Source organism: Natrialba asiatica DSM 12278, assembly GCF_000337555.1.
GTDB lineage: Archaea > Halobacteriota > Halobacteria > Halobacteriales > Natrialbaceae > Natrialba > Natrialba asiatica.
This window is the reverse complement of record NZ_AOIO01000005.1, coordinates 1-15,033: the sequence shown is the minus strand read 5'-3', so window position 1 is coordinate 15,033 and position 15,033 is coordinate 1. Positions and strand designations below refer to the sequence as shown.

The 15,033-nt window shown below is 57.1% G+C and carries 15 protein-coding genes and 1 pseudogene; 7 read left to right on the top strand and 9 right to left on the bottom strand.

The genetic code is table 11. The annotated features are described in order from the left end of the window. Positions 1-68 precede the first annotated feature (68 nt). The 3 genes from C481_RS01580 (at position 69) to C481_RS01570 (ending at position 3,213) form a co-directional block, all read left to right on the top strand. Positions 69-896 (top strand): FkbM family methyltransferase, encoded by an 828-nt coding sequence (locus tag C481_RS01580; RefSeq protein WP_241434623.1) that lies wholly within the window; start codon positions 69-71, stop codon positions 894-896. Positions 897-1,191: 295 nt separating this feature from the next. After that, positions 1,192-1,806, top strand: coding sequence for a TetR/AcrR family transcriptional regulator (locus C481_RS20955; RefSeq protein ID WP_006107047.1), 615 nt, complete (start codon positions 1,192-1,194; stop codon positions 1,804-1,806). Between the two features lie 177 nt (positions 1,807-1,983). After that, positions 1,984-3,213: a cytochrome P450 gene (locus C481_RS01570; protein WP_049904325.1), complete on the top strand. Its 1,230-nt coding sequence runs from the start codon at positions 1,984-1,986 to the stop codon at positions 3,211-3,213. 69 nt (positions 3,214-3,282) lie between these two features. Here the strand turns inward: C481_RS01570 and C481_RS01565 are convergent, their stop codons facing one another. Together C481_RS01565 and C481_RS01560 are read right to left on the bottom strand one after the other, a co-directional pair. Further along, positions 3,283-4,056: an SDR family NAD(P)-dependent oxidoreductase gene (locus C481_RS01565; RefSeq protein ID WP_006107044.1), complete on the bottom strand. Its 774-nt coding sequence runs from the start codon at positions 4,054-4,056 to the stop codon at positions 3,283-3,285. Positions 4,057-4,277: 221 nt separating this feature from the next. Continuing rightward, positions 4,278-5,207, bottom strand: coding sequence for an NAD-dependent epimerase/dehydratase family protein (locus C481_RS01560; protein WP_006107042.1), 930 nt, complete (start codon positions 5,205-5,207; stop codon positions 4,278-4,280). Positions 5,208-5,354: 147 nt separating this feature from the next. On the opposite strand from C481_RS01560, the gene C481_RS01555 reads away from it, so the two are divergent. Further along, complete coding sequence (locus C481_RS01555; protein WP_006107041.1) at positions 5,355-5,636, top strand: PadR family transcriptional regulator; 282 nt, start codon at positions 5,355-5,357, stop codon at positions 5,634-5,636. Between the two features lie 169 nt (positions 5,637-5,805). Here C481_RS01555 and C481_RS22375 read toward each other — a convergent pair. From C481_RS22375 to C481_RS01525, 5 genes and pseudogenes are all read right to left on the bottom strand, one after another. Beyond that, positions 5,806-6,476: pseudogene (locus C481_RS22375) on the bottom strand (sensor histidine kinase); the annotation flags it as partial. Positions 6,477-6,553: 77 nt separating this feature from the next. After that, the gene (locus tag C481_RS01540) at positions 6,554-7,192 is read right to left on the bottom strand and encodes a phosphoribosyltransferase (RefSeq protein ID WP_006107037.1); all 639 of its coding nucleotides are present in this window, start codon (positions 7,190-7,192) and stop codon (positions 6,554-6,556) included. Between the two features lie 89 nt (positions 7,193-7,281). Then, a complete protein-coding gene (locus C481_RS01535) occupies positions 7,282-7,467 on the bottom strand; it encodes a hypothetical protein (RefSeq protein WP_006107035.1) in 186 nt (61 codons plus the stop codon). 139 nt (positions 7,468-7,606) lie between these two features. Then, positions 7,607-8,032 (bottom strand): universal stress protein, encoded by a 426-nt coding sequence (locus C481_RS01530; protein WP_006107034.1) that lies wholly within the window; start codon positions 8,030-8,032, stop codon positions 7,607-7,609. Between the two features lie 42 nt (positions 8,033-8,074). Beyond that, positions 8,075-8,875 carry an ABC transporter permease gene (locus C481_RS01525; RefSeq protein WP_006107032.1) on the bottom strand — a complete coding sequence of 267 codons (801 nt, stop codon included), beginning with the start codon at positions 8,873-8,875 and terminating at the stop codon, positions 8,075-8,077. A gap of 175 nt (positions 8,876-9,050) precedes the next feature. Between C481_RS01525 and C481_RS01520 the strand changes: the two genes are divergently transcribed. Beyond that, positions 9,051-10,244 carry a COG1361 S-layer family protein gene (locus C481_RS01520; RefSeq protein WP_006107030.1) on the top strand — a complete coding sequence of 398 codons (1,194 nt, stop codon included), beginning with the start codon at positions 9,051-9,053 and terminating at the stop codon, positions 10,242-10,244. A 29-nt stretch (positions 10,245-10,273) separates the two neighbouring features. Here C481_RS01520 and C481_RS01515 read toward each other — a convergent pair whose 3' ends face one another. Then, positions 10,274-11,215: an ABC transporter ATP-binding protein gene (locus C481_RS01515; protein ID WP_006107029.1), complete on the bottom strand. Its 942-nt coding sequence runs from the start codon at positions 11,213-11,215 to the stop codon at positions 10,274-10,276. 712 nt (positions 11,216-11,927) lie between these two features. Here C481_RS01515 and C481_RS22045 point away from each other — a divergent pair. Further along, positions 11,928-12,107: a DUF7511 domain-containing protein gene (locus C481_RS22045; RefSeq protein WP_206537167.1), complete on the top strand. Its 180-nt coding sequence runs from the start codon at positions 11,928-11,930 to the stop codon at positions 12,105-12,107. A gap of 105 nt (positions 12,108-12,212) precedes the next feature. Here C481_RS22045 and C481_RS01510 read toward each other — a convergent pair whose 3' ends face one another. Continuing rightward, on the bottom strand, positions 12,213-13,184 hold the full coding sequence (locus tag C481_RS01510; protein ID WP_006107026.1) for a deoxyhypusine synthase: 972 nt from the start codon (positions 13,182-13,184) through the stop codon (positions 12,213-12,215). 362 nt (positions 13,185-13,546) lie between these two features. Between C481_RS01510 and C481_RS01505 the strand changes: the two genes are divergently transcribed. Continuing rightward, entirely contained in the window at positions 13,547-14,506 is a 960-nt protein-coding gene (locus C481_RS01505; protein WP_006107024.1) for a M48 family metallopeptidase, read from the top strand. The last annotated feature ends 527 nt before the right edge of the window (positions 14,507-15,033 follow it).

The following is a 15,033-nucleotide window of genomic DNA, read 5'->3' as shown; positions in this document are numbered from 1 at the left end:
AGAAATGACACAAGGACGGAGAATTGGCTTCTGTTAATTGATCCACTCGCGGAAACCGTGGGGGACATATGACAAAAACCACAAACATTACGTCACGAGCTGCTGAATTGTACAGAGATGGTGGCTTCTCTGAACTATCCCGAGGGATTCGGGACTTTGCCCTGATCCGATCCGACCAAGCGAGATGGATCGTCGGTGCTGCTCTCAACACTACCGTTCCTGTTGAAGTCGGTGAGCATCAAATAGATTTCAAGACCGAGACAGCCATTGAGTACCGACGAGCTCGCACTCAGATGCACGAGCGGCAGGTGCTTGAGGACTTTATCAGAAGCCTCCGTCCCGATGATATTGTCTGGGACTGCGGGTCGAATGTCGGGCTCTATGCAACGTTCGCTGCCGAGATTGCAGCTGAATCTGTTGCTATTGAGCCAGCCCCAAGTAATGTCTCGGCGCTCAGCCGCAACCTCTCTCAAAACGATCTAGAAGACGAGTCGACAATCATTGCGACCGCGCTAGGATCTTCGGAGGGGACTGCCGCGGTTCCCGCAGATGCAAAACCCGGTGAGAACCATAAACTGAGCTCTTCTGGTGGATCGACACAGGTTCCCATCAAGTGCGGAGACGATATCACCGGCTCGGCGGACGTACCTGATCCGACCGTGCTTACAATGGATATCGAGGGGGCAGAGGCTGATGCGCTTGATGGGCTGCGCGAAACGCTTCCGAATGTTCGATTGGCCTACGTCGAAGTTCACGAGGATCTCTTGTCTGACTATGGCCGATCTGCTGACGATGTAATGGATATCTTCGAGGAGACCGGGTTCAACGTTTCATGTTTAAATGAGAGACGGTCGGGAAACTACCATCTCAAGGCAGTTGCGAAATCTCGAGAATAGCTGATTTCGGAGTCGACGATGGCACTCTGACCGATAGGTTTGTGAACGCTCGAATTCGGCCATCTTGTACTGCTTCCGGACGCTCATCGTTACAGAGACACGTCTCTCAGGAGCAGCCTATAAGCGGGAGGTAGAACTCTATCACCGAGGTCGCCGTGGTGGGAGAGAAACAGTGTTGGATGTATGGGCAGCCGTTTCGTTACAACTACCTGAGGCTGTCAAAGATAACCCTTTCACAGACCGTCCCTCCAATAGAGCAGAATTCTCATTACAGCGCGCCCGTATCTGATCTACAATGAGTTCGGATACAGAACAGCGAATCAGAGAAGCCGCATTTTGTGCACTTGCGGAACACGGCTATGCCGATCTTTCCATTAAGGATATCGGTGAAGAACTGGGCCAAAATCCATCACTTATATACCACTATTTCGATAGTAAGGACGATCTGTTGCTTTCGATGCTTGATGTCTTTGTCGAGATCTTCATCGACCAACAGGCCGAACGACCGATCGCGGACGCAGAAGCGGATCTTCGTGAATTCGTCGGCCAAATACTGCATCCAAAACCAGCGCACGTCGAGCAGGTAATGCTCACTCCGCCTTCGGATATCGAGAGAGCAATATCGCGGATTTTCGTTGAACTGTGGGCACACGCGACGTGGGATAGTGACTTCCGCGGAAAAACGACAACGATGGAAGATCGCCTCCGAGAGACGGTCATTCGAAAAATCCGCGCTGGAATCGAACGTGAGCAGTTTCGCCCAGTGGATCCTGAGCTGACCGCAGATCATCTCCTCGCGCTCCTCAAACAAGGGCTCCACACACGTGCGACGACAAATCAGAAAGCTGCCGTAGACCGAACGCAAACGATCGTTGATGGAATTATAACAGATATGTCTTGTCAGGGATAGGCAAGAATCCCGACGACGATTCACGTTCTCGGGTCCCCTACCGACTTTCTATCCTCTCGTATTTGCTCGTCCTCCCTACTGTCTCCAGTGTCTCATAGCTGCAGTATACGTTCATTTGGTTACGTATACAGTGCAGGAACCAAAAGGACTATAATTAATTGAATAATTAATCAGCTCATGCAGTCCCCCGATTCAGTCGTCGGACTGGGCCAGCCACCAGAAGCCATCCGGAGCCGTGAAGGACAACTGTCACCGTTCGAGTGGTACGCTGAAATGCGTCGGGAAGCGCCCGTTCGCTTCGACGAGCGACGAGAGACGTGGGACGTGTTCCGGTATGAAGATGTCAATCGCGTGCTCAAGGATCACGATGCGTTTACGGCTAACCGCTCCTTGGAAGACGGCGAGTCCTCAGGCAATCGTGAAGAAGGTATGCCGATGCTTCAGACAATGATTACGACGGATCCTCCGGAACAGATCCGACTCCGAGAGTTCGTCAACGAACGATTCCAGCCGGGATCGATACGGGAGTACCAACCTCGAGTGAAGGAATTGACGAAGGACTTACTGGATGACCTCGAGGATGAAGAACAGTTTGATTTCGCCGATGAGTTTGCGGCTCCGCTTCCCGTCATCGTTATCGCCGAACTACTTGGAATTCCTGCCGATCGTCGCGATCAGTTCAAAGAGTGGTCGGATGCACTCGTTGCGCGACCTGCAGACGATACCCAGGCAGAGATGCAGCGGGTCCAACAGGAACGGCACCAGGCCCAACAAGAGATGGGAGGGTACTTTGCGAAGTTATTAGCAGAACGACAAGGTGGTGCCGATGACGACCTTATTACGCTTGCAGCAAACACGGAGGGATTATCCAGGGGTGAAAAAATTGGCTTCTGTATGCTCCTTCTCCTTGCAGGCAATATCACCACGACGAATCTCCTCACCAACGCGATCTGGTCCCTCGAAGAACAAGAGCTGACGGATGCGGTTCGCACAGGTGAAATCAACCATAACCAGGCTATTGAGGAAGTACTTCGGTACCGATCTCCGATTCAATCGTTGAAGCGCATCGCTGTAGCGGATGTCGAACTAAACGGGAGACACATCCAGGCTGGAGACGTCGTAACGCTCTGGTTAGGTGCTGCAAATCGCGACTCAGAAACTTTCGATTCCCCCGAAGAGTTCAGGCCAGAGCGAAAGCCAAACCGCCACATCGCGTTCGGTACGGGGGTGCACTTCTGTTTAGGTGCACATCTCGCGCGGATGGAAGCGGATGTCGCGCTGAAGCAACTGCTCGACCGCTTCGAACGGCTGGATGCGGATCTATCGGATATCCGCCCATTGAGCGGTCTTTACGGTCTCGAATCGCTCCCGTGTGAAGTGAGCGGAAATGCTTCACCTGCAAAATAGCGTTGTCACTGCCATCTCTTCGGTGATTGTCGCAGTAACTGGGGCCTGGAAAGAGCAGAGTGGACGTACTTAATCAGCCGCCTGACCACCGTCGACGGGAAGTGTCTGTCCAGTAATAAACGATGCGTCGGCAGAACAGAGGAACGCGACCGCGCCGGCCATTTCCTCCGGCTCTGCAACGCGTCCCATCGGAACATCGGTCATCGCCGACGTATCAAACGGCATCGATGTCGGATCGTTCTCACCCCGTGGTGAATTACGTTGGATGTTCGTCTTCGTCGGGCCAGGCGCTATCGCGTTGACGCGAACACCTCTCGTCGCGTATTCGAGGGCGGCTGATTTGGTCAGGCCAACGACGCCGTGTTTACTCGCCGAATAGCTGGCGAGTCCGCCCATCCCCACTAACCCGGATTCGGAAGCGGTGTTGACGATCGCACCGCCTCCCTGTTCTTCCATGATCGGAAGCTCGGCCTTCATACACGCCCAAACGCCCTTCAGGTTAATACCGAGAAGGTTGTCCCATTGGTCTTCTTCCGTGTCGGCTACCTCGTTGAATCCCGTGAGGATTCCCGCGTTATTGTGCGCAAAATCGAGACTTCCGTATGTGTCGACCGCGACCTCGACCATTCGCTCGATCGATTGGAAATCGGAGACATCCACCGTGACGAACGTCGCATCGCCGCCGGCGTCCTCGATTACCTCAACCGTTTCGCGGCCGGTTTCCTTGGCGATATCTGCGATGACGACATTTGCTCCCTCCGCTGCGAATCGTTCCGCTGACGCTCGCCCGATCCCCGATCCGGCACCCGTTACCACGGCCGTCTTCCCGCTGAATCCTTTCATGATTTCACCTTACCATTGACTAATCGTTCAATTAATATAGCCGTTTGGATCAGTCAGCGTCGGATACTGTGCGACACTACAGTCACGGAGCAGTTTTACTTCTACAGACACTCGTCACTCCGATCCCGTCGGCGAGTAGCCGTTCAAAGAGACGATTGGATCAGATCGGGCCGAACCCGTCTCTCTCAATTGACGTACTATCTGCTCTCAGTGAGACTGAGTTATTCCCTATCGAGGTATGGCTGACAGACGCGCTCGACGCCCTCCTCGAAGTCGATCCGAGGTTCCCAACCGGTTGCCTTGCGAATCTTCGAACTATCGGCCAGCGTATCGTGGACGTAGTTCGTCAGCGGGATCGGTTCGTACACCGGTTCGATGTCGGTTCCAAGCACGCCGTTGATCAGTGCAACCATCTCGTTGAACGAGTAGGACTCGCCGGTCCCGAGGTTGTAGACGCCCTCGAGTTCATGATCGGCAGCGAGTTCGAGGCCGCGGACGATGTCGTCGACGTGAGTGAAATCGCGGGTTTGCGTTCCATCGCCCCACAGGACGGGTTGGGTGTCCTGTGCGATTTTTTCGGCAAACTGCGAGACCGTGTTTGCGTACGTCCCCTTGTGGGATTCTGCACCGCCGTAGCCCTGGTAGACCGAGAAAAATCGCATCCCCGCGAGCGTTAGGTTTGTGTCGGCGTAGAAGTCGTTGTAGTATTCCGCATAACGTTCCCGGCCGAGCATCGATGCGTCGTAGCCCGTCGCCGCTTCGACATCGGCGTCTTCGGGTGTCGGCGTCGTTCGACTGCCGTAGATCGACGACGTCGAGGCGTAGACGATCGTCTCACAACCGTCCGCGATCGCCTGTTCGACGACGTTGACGAAGCCATCGACGTTGACTCGGGCCCCGTGGACCGGATTCTCTTCGAGAAGTTCCCGACTCGAGAGTGCCGCAAGGTGATACACGACGTCCACGTCAGTCGGCAGATCCTCGTCGAGTACGTCCGCCTCGATGTACGTGACACTCTCGTCGAGATTGTCACTCGTTCCGAGATAGCCGTTATCGAGCGCGATAACCTCGTTCTCTTCGGCGAGCGTATTCGCGAGATTCGATCCGATAAATCCCCCGCCACCCGTCACGAGGATGCGTGCATCTTGCATGGCTACTGGTTTCTGGATACGTCATATAGGACTACTGGATTCGCGTCTGTGCGCCCTGCATTCCATTGCCAGCCCCGGCCGGCTATCACTATTTCTCATCGTCCCGTTTCCCCTATATTTATTATATCTAGTTCCATACTCAATCGTATGTATGACTTAACCGGCTTCCAGCGTGACCTCCTGTACGTCGCGGCAGGACTCGAGGAACCACACGGCCTTGCAATCAAAGACGAACTCGAGAACTACTACGAAAGCGAAATCCATCACGGCCGGCTGTACCCAAATCTCGACACGCTCGTCGATAAAGGACTGATCGAAAAGGGTACCGCCGACCGTCGAACGAACGTCTACAGCGTCACCCGACGCGGCCGACGTGAACTCGAAGATCGCCGTGACTGGGAATCACAATACGTCTCGGAGCTGGTCTAACTCTCGGAGTCGCCACTGGAATCACCGGAGTCGGTTCGTGGTATTTGGTCCCTCTAGCTGATAGCCCGAACGCGATACCCTGTCTCTCCGTTCTCGCCGTTCGCGGTGCCAGCGACCGGAAATATGGATCTAGGCGGACCGTAGTGTGCTGTTTAGCAGCGATCGATCTCGCTGCCGGCAGCGTAAATGAGACCGTCGCACCCTTTCCAGGCTCCGAGTCGATCCAGATACTGCCGCCGTGGCGCTCGACGAGTCGCTCACAGAGTGCGAGCCCGATTCCCGTTCCCTCGTACTCGTCGCGACTGTGGAGTCGGTCGAAGACCGGAAACACCCTCTCCTGGTTTTCCGGGTCGATTCCGATACCATCGTCCTCGACCGACACAACCTATCTCTGGCCGCGACGCGTCGATATGTATTCGTGGTGACTCCTCTTCACTGTAGGTAATCGCGTTCGAGAGCACGTTCTGCACGACCTGCCGGAGCTGGCTCGCATCACCCAGCACGCGGCAGTTCGCCGACGGTGAGTTCGGCGTTTTGTTCTTCGATACTGAGGTGCAGATCCTCGCGAACGTCCGCGACGACCCGCTCGAGTTCAACTGGCTCCAGCGGATTACCACGGGTTTCGACGCGGGAGTATTCGAGCGGGCCGTCGATCATCGTTCGCATGCGATCGGCTCCATCGACGGCGAACTCGAGGAACTCTTTCCCGTCTTCGTCGAGTTCGTCGTCGTAGCGATTGTCGAGGAGTTGGAGATAACTCGTAACCATGCGAAGCGGTTCCTGCAGATCGTGTGAGGCTGCATAGGCGAACTGCTCGAGGCGGTCGTTCGTCACCGATAGTATCAGAGACACAGGGATAAAATCAGGAAAAATACAGTAGTTTGTGAGGGAATTTTGGATAGAGAACGTGTATTCTCCTACGCTGTGTCGGTATCATCGTCGAGATACGACATTGCTTGCTCGTCGCTCACCTGACCGAAGTCACGGTAGTACTGTTCGACTGCTCGGAAATCATTCGGCGTCTCGAGAGCGATCACCTCGTCGGCCTCCGTTTCGAGTTCAGCGATCGAGTTCGGTGAGCCGACGGGAACGGCGAGGATGACGGCGGCTGCACCGGCGTCGGTTACCTGTCTGAGACACGCGATTGCGGTGGCGCCGGTCGCGACGCCGTCGTCGACGAGGACGACCCGTTTGTCAGCCAGGTCGGGTAACCGTCCATCGTCTCGATACTGGTGAGCCTTCTGTTGGGCAGCATCGGCTTCCTGATCCCGTTGGCCGTCGATGTACTCCTGTGGGACGTTGACTTGGTCGACGAGGTCCTCGTTGAGCCAGAGACTGCCGTCGCTGGCGACGGCACCGAGCGCGAGTTCGGGATTTCCAGGGGCGCTCAGTTTTGATGCGACAACGACATCGAGTGGTACGTCGAGCGCGTCGGCAACTGGTCGTGCGACCGGGAGTGCGCCGCGTGGGATGCCGAGGACGATATCGGCGTCGACTCCCTCGGCTGCGAGCCGATCGCCGAGTCGTTCGCCAGCATCCCGCCGATTCGAAAACATATACTGGTACTGGGCTACGGGTTCCAGCCCATTGTAGATATCACCCCGTTGGAAATCTGAAACCACTCGAATACGTCGTCGGCGAGTACTCAATCGTCCGCCGCCCGCATCGATTCGGACGGTTCCTCGTTGTCGACCGAACTCGACGCAAGCACCCACTCGAGCGCTTCGATTCGTCCGCGAAGCACGCTGGCCCGCGGGTCGTAGTAGTCACACGACTCCATCGCGCGTTGCATCTCTTCGAGTCGGTCACGGATGTCGTCTTGCGAGTGCATCGATAGTTGCTCTTACTACTGGCTCCGCCATAAGCCATTCATCGGCGACCCTGAACTCCAGGATCTCGATCACGAACTCGCTTCCGGATATGACGGCCGTACCGCCGCTGTCGAGAGATGAATTTCCTCTCGACGCGGGTTATCGAACGATCACGACGGGAACCGGCGAGCGCCGAACGACTTTCTCCGCGACGCTGCCGAGCAATACCCGCGAGACCCCTTCTCGACCGTGGCTGCCGATCACGATGGTTTCGTATCCACCCGCTGTCGCTTCCTGCTCGATAACCTGTGCCGGCTTTCCCGTCTCAACTGTCGTCTCGAGTTCGCCATCGAAGTCGGCGGCGATGTCGCGTGCACCTTCGAGGACTTTGTTTCCGCGTTCTTGCGCTTTCTCGTCGTCGTGTTGTTTCTGGGTATCCGATTCGAAGGCGGCCCAGTACCCCTCGGGTCGTGGAACGACGTACAGGGCGATGATCGCCGCGTCAGGGAACGTTTCGAACGCGTATTCGATCGCCTTCCGCGCCGGTGCTGAGTCGTCGTAGGGAACCAGAACTCGGTCTGTCATAGGGGCTTACACGCCGCCGATCGATATAATACCCGTCTGTGATCAGCCGGAGAGATCACGCCGCTCGAAGTATTCGCTACTGACGACGACGAGGACGGCGATGGCGAGTACGAGAACGGAGAGGTCAACCCACGATACGTCGCCGTCGACGAGAATTGCACCGGGATCGAAGTACCGCGAAAGAGCGATGTCTCCGACCCACTCGTAGTCGGTATCGAACGTGAACGTATCGAGCAAGAACAGGCCGAAGACTGACCCGGCTCCGGTAGTCTGTGCCCGGCGAACGGAGTCGAACGCAACGGAAGCGAGGAGACCGACGGCGGCGCAGGCGAGCAAGTACGCGACCGAGTATGCGTGCACGGCGAACAGGTTGACCACATCGATCGATTCGCCGACGAGTCCGACGCCGAGGGAGACCACGAGGAACGTAATCGCGTTCACGAGGACGACGCCGGGGATGAGCGAGAGGAACTTCCCGACCACTAACCGGGTCCGCGTCACCGGTAACGACAACGTCACGCCGACCGTTCCGCGCTCTACTTCTCCGGCAATCGTGGAGGCTGCGGCGTACGCGTAATAAATCGCAAGCAGTAACACCCAGCCGAACTGGTAGAGCTGGGAGACGAGATAGCCCTCGATCGTGGTCAGCGTCGTTACGTTTCCGACGAACGCGCGCGTCGCTTCGGGCGGCAGCGACTCGAGGTAGGCGTCGAGATCGGCGCCCGACTCTTGAATCGATGGAAAGAGCGCGACGGTGAGGACGATCAACGCGACCAACGCACCGGCGAGTAGCAGTGACCCGCGGAGTCGGCGACCGGCTTCGAACGAGGTGATCTCGAACATCGAGTGTCGGTCCGGCGCTGTCCCGACGACGGGCGTCGCCTTATAGATGGGTTGCGACCGAACTCCCCGTCTCGTGGTAAACGAGCGGTTGTCACGACAACGGTCGAGTAATCGGCTGTTCGTCCGTGGAACGTGCGAGGTGCTTTATCGCGCTCCCGTCCGTCCCGGCGTGAACATGACGGGCCGAGCGGGAACGCCGGGTTGGAACCGGTGGCAGACGGCTATCACCGTGGGGGTTCTCCTATTCCTCGGGCTATCCGTGATCGGTGCCGTCGTAACGACGGCGGCTCCCGGAGCTAACGCGAGTTCACCGCTGCAAGCGGAGTTCCAACAAAACGATACCGACCCTCACGTCACAGACACCGATACCAACGCGCCGGTCCCAGAACAGACCGAAGACGTGGGTGCGCTCCCGCCCGGCCAAGCGGCCGAGGCTGAAAACGAGTCTGCAACGTTCCCGCCATCCGAAGACGCACCCGGGGGGTCACCGACCGAGCAGCCAGCTGCGGAACCGCAACTCGTCCAGGGGCCCGAAGCCAACGTCACCGTCGCCGTCGCGGAAAACCAGTCCGTTCGGGCGGAAACCGCGACGACAATCGCGCTCGAGGTAACGAACGATGGCGACCGGCAGGCGACCGATATCGTCGTGACGCTGCAATCGTCGAGCGGTGCATTGTCTTTCGGTTCGCTCGCGTCGCCCCGGTCGAGTCAGTCGCTTTACCTCGAAGACCTCTCGTCCGACGAGACGGCGACCGTCGACGTCGATGTCGCAGCTCTCACAACCGATCCAGGAACGTATCCGCTGTTTGCGTCCGTTCAGTACCGCGTCGATGAACCCGTCGATGACGCGGACACTACCGCCGATTCGAACGAAACGGCTCCCGACGAGGACGAACGCGTCGTGACCGGCGGCCCCTCAACGCTCGGAATCGCCGTTGCGGAGGCACCGATCTTCGACCTGACGCCCGTCGGCAGTGACATCCCGGTTGACGGAGAGGGCGTCTACGAAGTCCGGATTACGAACGACGGAACCGAGACCGTGTCGGACGTCGTCGCCACGATCGATGCCGGCCCGCCGCTGTCTAGCGAGTCGCCGACAGCATACGTTGGAACGCTCTCGCCGGGCGACGCGGAAACGGTTCGGTTCGCCTTCGAATCGTCGCCGGATGCGATCGAAACGACCGCCGGTGTCGCGATGACGCTCGCGTACGATACCGACGACGGCGACCGCACGAGTTCGGACCCGGTTTCGCTCCCGGTTTCGATCGTCGCCACCGACGAGTCCACGGACGCCGACTCCCTCATTCCGTTCATCGCCGTCGCGATCGTGTTCGTTCTCGTGGGAATCTGGTGGTTCCGACGGCGCTGACAGCGGACCGACCACGGGACGAGTTCGAGTCAGGTGCCAGTCTCGTTTTTCAGGGAAGTACTGTCGTCGTCGCCTTCGTCCGTGCCGCCGTAGAAGTGCATGAATACGTCCTCGATGTCGGCCTCGCGGACCTCCAGGTCGAGCACGGTGTACTCACTCAATCGGTGGACCAGGGCGTCGAACTCGCGTGAGAGAACGAGCCGGTACTCGCCATCCCGCCGGTCGACGTGTGCCACCCCTGGGAATTCGAGCGCCGCGGTTGGCGGCTCCTCGGCCAACCGGACGGTGGCGATCGTGCCGCCGTCCGCGAGGATATTCTTGACGGAGTCGAGTTCTATCAACCGCCCGTTCCTGATGATTCCGATGCGATCGCAAACGCGACGAACCTCGCTTAGGATGTGCGAGGAGAAAAACGCCGTCTGCCCCGCTTCTTGTCGCTCCTCGAGCAACTCGTAGAACTCGTTCTGGACGAGCGGGTCCAGTCCCGATGTGGGCTCGTCCATGATCGCGAGTTCGGGATCGTGCATGAACGCCGCGACGATGGCGAGCTTTTGTCTGTTTCCGCTCGAGTAGGCCTTCACGTTTCGATCGAGCGGCACGGGAAAGCGTTCGAGGAGTTCCTCACGGTGCGCATCACCGCGAAGCCGGCCGAAGTAATCGAGCACCTCTGTGCCGGTCACGCGGCCGTAGAACGTAACGTCGCTCGGGAGGTAGCCGAGGTGCCGTTTCGCATCGCGGAGTCCGTTCCGATCCGTAACGTCGCGTCCCAGCAGGGACGCCTCGCCGCCGGTGGGCTTTAACAGTCCAAGGAGCACGCGAATCGCCGTTGACTTCCCCGCCCCGTTCGGCCCGAGAAAACCGAAAATCTCCCCGCGATCGACGGTGAACGTGAGGTCTTCCACACCGCGGACATCCCCGTAGTACTTCGTCACGGAATCGAACTCGATCGGGTATTGACCAGCGCTGCTCACGCGCTGAACGACGACGGCTCGAACCTTATACGTGCGAGGGCATTACCGCTGGGACGAAGCGGTCACACGGGCGCTCTGACACCATCGGTGACAGTCACGTAGTGCTTTCTCCGTTCCCAGCATTCGATCCCGGGTCACGGAGTAGGGGCAGGGATTCAGCAGTAACTGACGGTGTACGGTCATCAAGCCGCTTTGCGGGACGAATACACGCTGTCACCCCGAATCAATCACGCCTCCTCTCTCGTAACCCGAAACAGGAGCACTCAACTCCTCGAACGTTCTAACTGGTCGTCCCCTTTGTCAACCGCACGATTCTCTATCACCGTAGTTACCGACCGACCGGACTAGCTGGGCGTTCGGCGTCGATTCTCTCATGACGCAGATCTGGAAAATGTCTTTGGTACCACCTATCAGTATCGGTTTCTATGGTGGGTAATATCAAATAATACACCGTACTTTCGTACGCTTCGGAGCAGCAACGGTAACAGTTGGAATCATCGGAACAAATCTGGGCCTCGCACAAGAGATCAGAAAATCGTGCTGACCGGACGCTACACCAACTACTGAGGACGGAGGCGGAAACGACGCCCCCGATAGCTTCGTCTCGAAGCCGCATGCTATTGGTTGGTATGCACCGCTCTAGTTCTCTCTGTACCACTCAATATCACAACTAGCAGTGGCTTTGTACAGTTGGTGAGTTAGCCAAGATAACGTGAGTCACCAACAACCCATGACGGAATCCTCGTCCGCTCTCGAGTCGATCGTCGTTCGATACGAAAATCAATCGGACCGGTGTACCATTACCCCCGAAGAGTGTTCCGACATTGAGCGACTCACGGCGTGGTTATCAGCGGATATGGACGCGTTCGTCGATCTCGAGACGGCCCGCTAGTACCCGTATCCGCTACGGACGCTTCCAATCGGCCGAAAATCCGGCGCTCATAGCTATTTCCAGCCTGAATTCCCCTCTCAATAGCACTCCCTCGAAGCCGAAACGCTAGTCGAACGCTGCTGCAACCAGCAGCGGGAAGACCAGCGTCGCCTCGGCTTCGACGAGCGTATAGTTCGTTTCCTCCTCGTCTTTGATCTTCCCCCAGGAAACCGCCTCGTTAGGCGGTGCCCCCGACAGCGATCCGTCTCCCTCCATCCCGGTCGAAATGTAAATCGCGTGGTCGGCACCCCCACGGAAGAGGTTCGTCATAATCGCGTGATGCTTCGGCACCCCGCCGCCGACCGCGATGAGCCCCGTCGTGTCCGAGAGCAACCCGTCCTCGATCAGCGAGTCGTAGTCGTCCAGAATCTCGATGCCAACCTCCGAATCGTATCCCTGTCGGTAGTAATACAGGAAGTTCCCAACTTCGGCGTCAGTTAGCGCAGGACAGTATACGGGCACGCCGTTGTCTGCAGCCTGTTTCAGGACCGAATCCTCGTCGTCCAACGTCTCCCCTAACTCCCGGGCAAATGCCGTCGGCGTTCGGACCTTTTCCTCCGCAAAGAAGTCGTCGAAGAAGTCATAGAGGTACTCCTCGAGCCAGACGTACCGGTCCGACGGCACGAAGATGTTTCCGAGTCTGTTGATCCCGCGTTCGCGGAGTTCAGCTTCGTCCGCATCCCATTCGCCCATCTTGAACGGCTTTGCCGTCTTGATCACGTCCTCGGTGAGCGAGCCTGACGTCGTGATGATCACGTCGACGTAGCCCTTCCGGACCAGCGCGGCAACGACCTCGCGTAGTCCCGAGGAGATGATATTCGACGTGAAGGTAAGATACACCGTCGCATCGTCCGCCTGCATCTGCTCGGCGATCTCGATCGCCTCCGCGAGGTGCGTCGCCTGAAAGCCAGTCGTCGCGTACGAGTTCAGCAATTCGTCGAAGTTGAACTCGCCGCGGAAGTCGTATCCCTCGACGTCCGGAGTAGTGAGTTCTTCATCGCTTCCCGGAATTACATGGTCGCGTGAATCGTCGGTCATATACCCACTGAGGGCTCTGTCCGGTTTGAATCACTCGGGTTCGGTTGGCCCGTCCGTTTGATCGCACGTGAGACTCGCAGTTCGCTTCTGCTAGCCGTTTGTTGATTGTACGGCAGCGTTTTGATGCATTTGCACTGTTGCGCGCTTTTCTCTGGGCTTTCACAGATACTGCGGTGGAGTACGCGCTACTGGAGTGCAACTCCGGGAGGTCTCTGCACGCTGCGAATTGGGCTACGTGGGTGCAAGCCGCTCTTCACACCGGTCCGATTGATCGAGTAACGGACCACACTGCATCACTCTCTCCCCTCGAAGAGGGTAGAAATAACCGTGCGTTTTTATTATTTTAGTGCCTTTTCAATAGTATGCGCGCTCTCGTTGCTCGGCTTTATTTACAGATGGTGGTTGTTATACTATCGCTTATCTGCATCACGGGTGCCCTTCTCGTCGGCATTTGGGCTACGTTCTACGGATTGTTTGCTTATCTCGGTCTCGGAGTGGCCAGCCAGCTATCAGCAATCATCACCGGAGCGGTAATCGCGACCATTGGATACCTCGAATATGTCCAGCAACCCACCGTCGAACACCTAACCGGTGCTGAGCCAGTTCGTCCCGCGGACGCTCCAGAATTACATCAGTTGATGACGAAGGTCGCGACGCAACTCACTATCCCCGTCCCAACACTCGCCCTCTCTGATCGCGATACACCCGAAGCCGTAGCTGTGGGTTTTCACCCACAAACTGTTCACCTCGTTCTCTCACAAGGAACCCTTGATTCGCTTGCCACCGCTGAAGAACTCGAATCGGTGATCGCACATGAACTCGCTCACGTAAACAACTGGGATGCAATGGTGATGACGATCGCTTCGGTCCCGGTTGTCTTAGCTGATGGTCTTCGATCACAGGCTATTGAATTCAGTAAAAGCGGCGGCTGGATCATAGTCACCGTTCCACTTGCGATTCTTTCGACTGGTGTCTGGTTCGTCGGGAACATGATTATCGCGAGACTCTCGAGAGTGAGAGAGCAAGTCGCAGATCGATCCGCTGTCGAAATAACGGGTTCACCTGCGGCTCTCGCCGCTGCTCTTGAACGATTAGATCAGGGGATTACGACGACGCCTGATCACGACCTCCGAACTGTGTCTGCAGTCTCCTCGTTATCGATTTTACCGCTGGAACCGGAAGAACCGGTTCTGCTTGGTCCGGAAGGGAGTATAGAACCGCTCCACTGGAAGATTGAGAAACGGCTTCGGTACTTCTTCAAAACGCACCCAGCAACTGAAGATCGCATCGAGACCCTATCACAGATGGGGGACGAAGAATGACTCGGAGTTATGCCATGGGGATTCTCATCCGTGTTTATTCTACCGATCGCGGTAGGTGAGCGCTATGCGCTGCCAGCTCTATCTGTAAACACGTTGTCTACAGCGAGATCAAATACGTCGTGAAAACGTGCGCACGCTCATACCCACGAGAGCCACGGTCGCATTGGCGACCAGTGCTCTCGCCTTATTGACGTCGTTTCGAAGTAAGAGTATGTCATTCCTCGGTCCGCTTCACTTGTATTGTCACCCCTATCAAAACAGGAGAACCGCTCAAATCGCCTTCGAAGCGCCATTCTCCCTACCACAACCCACGCCGCAAGAGCATTCCGCTACTGTGATGGATTCGATCGTTGTTCACTGTGAGCGTCTGTCTTGGACAAAGCGAATCCGTGCGCTTAAGTAATGGACGCTACAACGATTTGATCCCAACAAAGAACTGATGCACCACTCCGCGTAAGCGTGAGTGGGAAGGGTCAATGCAGGCCGGCCGTCTACCGGCGTGCAAATGCGACCGTGTGTACGTGTAG

Bases quoted from the DNA above. Each gene is read 5' to 3' on its own strand.
- C481_RS01580 (WP_241434623.1), top strand. From the start codon at position 69: ATGACAAAAACCACAAACATTACGTCACGAGCTGCTGAATTGTACAGA.
- C481_RS20955 (WP_006107047.1), top strand. From the start codon at position 1,192: ATGAGTTCGGATACAGAACAGCGAATCAGAGAAGCCGCATTTTGTGCA.
- C481_RS01570 (WP_049904325.1), top strand. From the start codon at position 1,984: ATGCAGTCCCCCGATTCAGTCGTCGGACTGGGCCAGCCACCAGAAGCC.
- C481_RS01565 (WP_006107044.1), bottom strand. From the start codon at position 4,056: ATGAAAGGATTCAGCGGGAAGACGGCCGTGGTAACGGGTGCCGGATCG.
- C481_RS01560 (WP_006107042.1), bottom strand. From the start codon at position 5,207: ATGCAAGATGCACGCATCCTCGTGACGGGTGGCGGGGGATTTATCGGA.
- C481_RS01555 (WP_006107041.1), top strand. From the start codon at position 5,355: ATGTATGACTTAACCGGCTTCCAGCGTGACCTCCTGTACGTCGCGGCA.
- C481_RS01540 (WP_006107037.1), bottom strand. From the start codon at position 7,192: ATGTTTTCGAATCGGCGGGATGCTGGCGAACGACTCGGCGATCGGCTC.
- C481_RS01535 (WP_006107035.1), bottom strand. From the start codon at position 7,467: ATGCACTCGCAAGACGACATCCGTGACCGACTCGAAGAGATGCAACGC.
- C481_RS01530 (WP_006107034.1), bottom strand. From the start codon at position 8,032: ATGACAGACCGAGTTCTGGTTCCCTACGACGACTCAGCACCGGCGCGG.
- C481_RS01525 (WP_006107032.1), bottom strand. From the start codon at position 8,875: ATGTTCGAGATCACCTCGTTCGAAGCCGGTCGCCGACTCCGCGGGTCA.
- C481_RS01520 (WP_006107030.1), top strand. From the start codon at position 9,051: ATGACGGGCCGAGCGGGAACGCCGGGTTGGAACCGGTGGCAGACGGCT.
- C481_RS01510 (WP_006107026.1), bottom strand. From the start codon at position 13,184: ATGACCGACGATTCACGCGACCATGTAATTCCGGGAAGCGATGAAGAA.
- C481_RS01505 (WP_006107024.1), top strand. From the start codon at position 13,547: ATGCGCGCTCTCGTTGCTCGGCTTTATTTACAGATGGTGGTTGTTATA.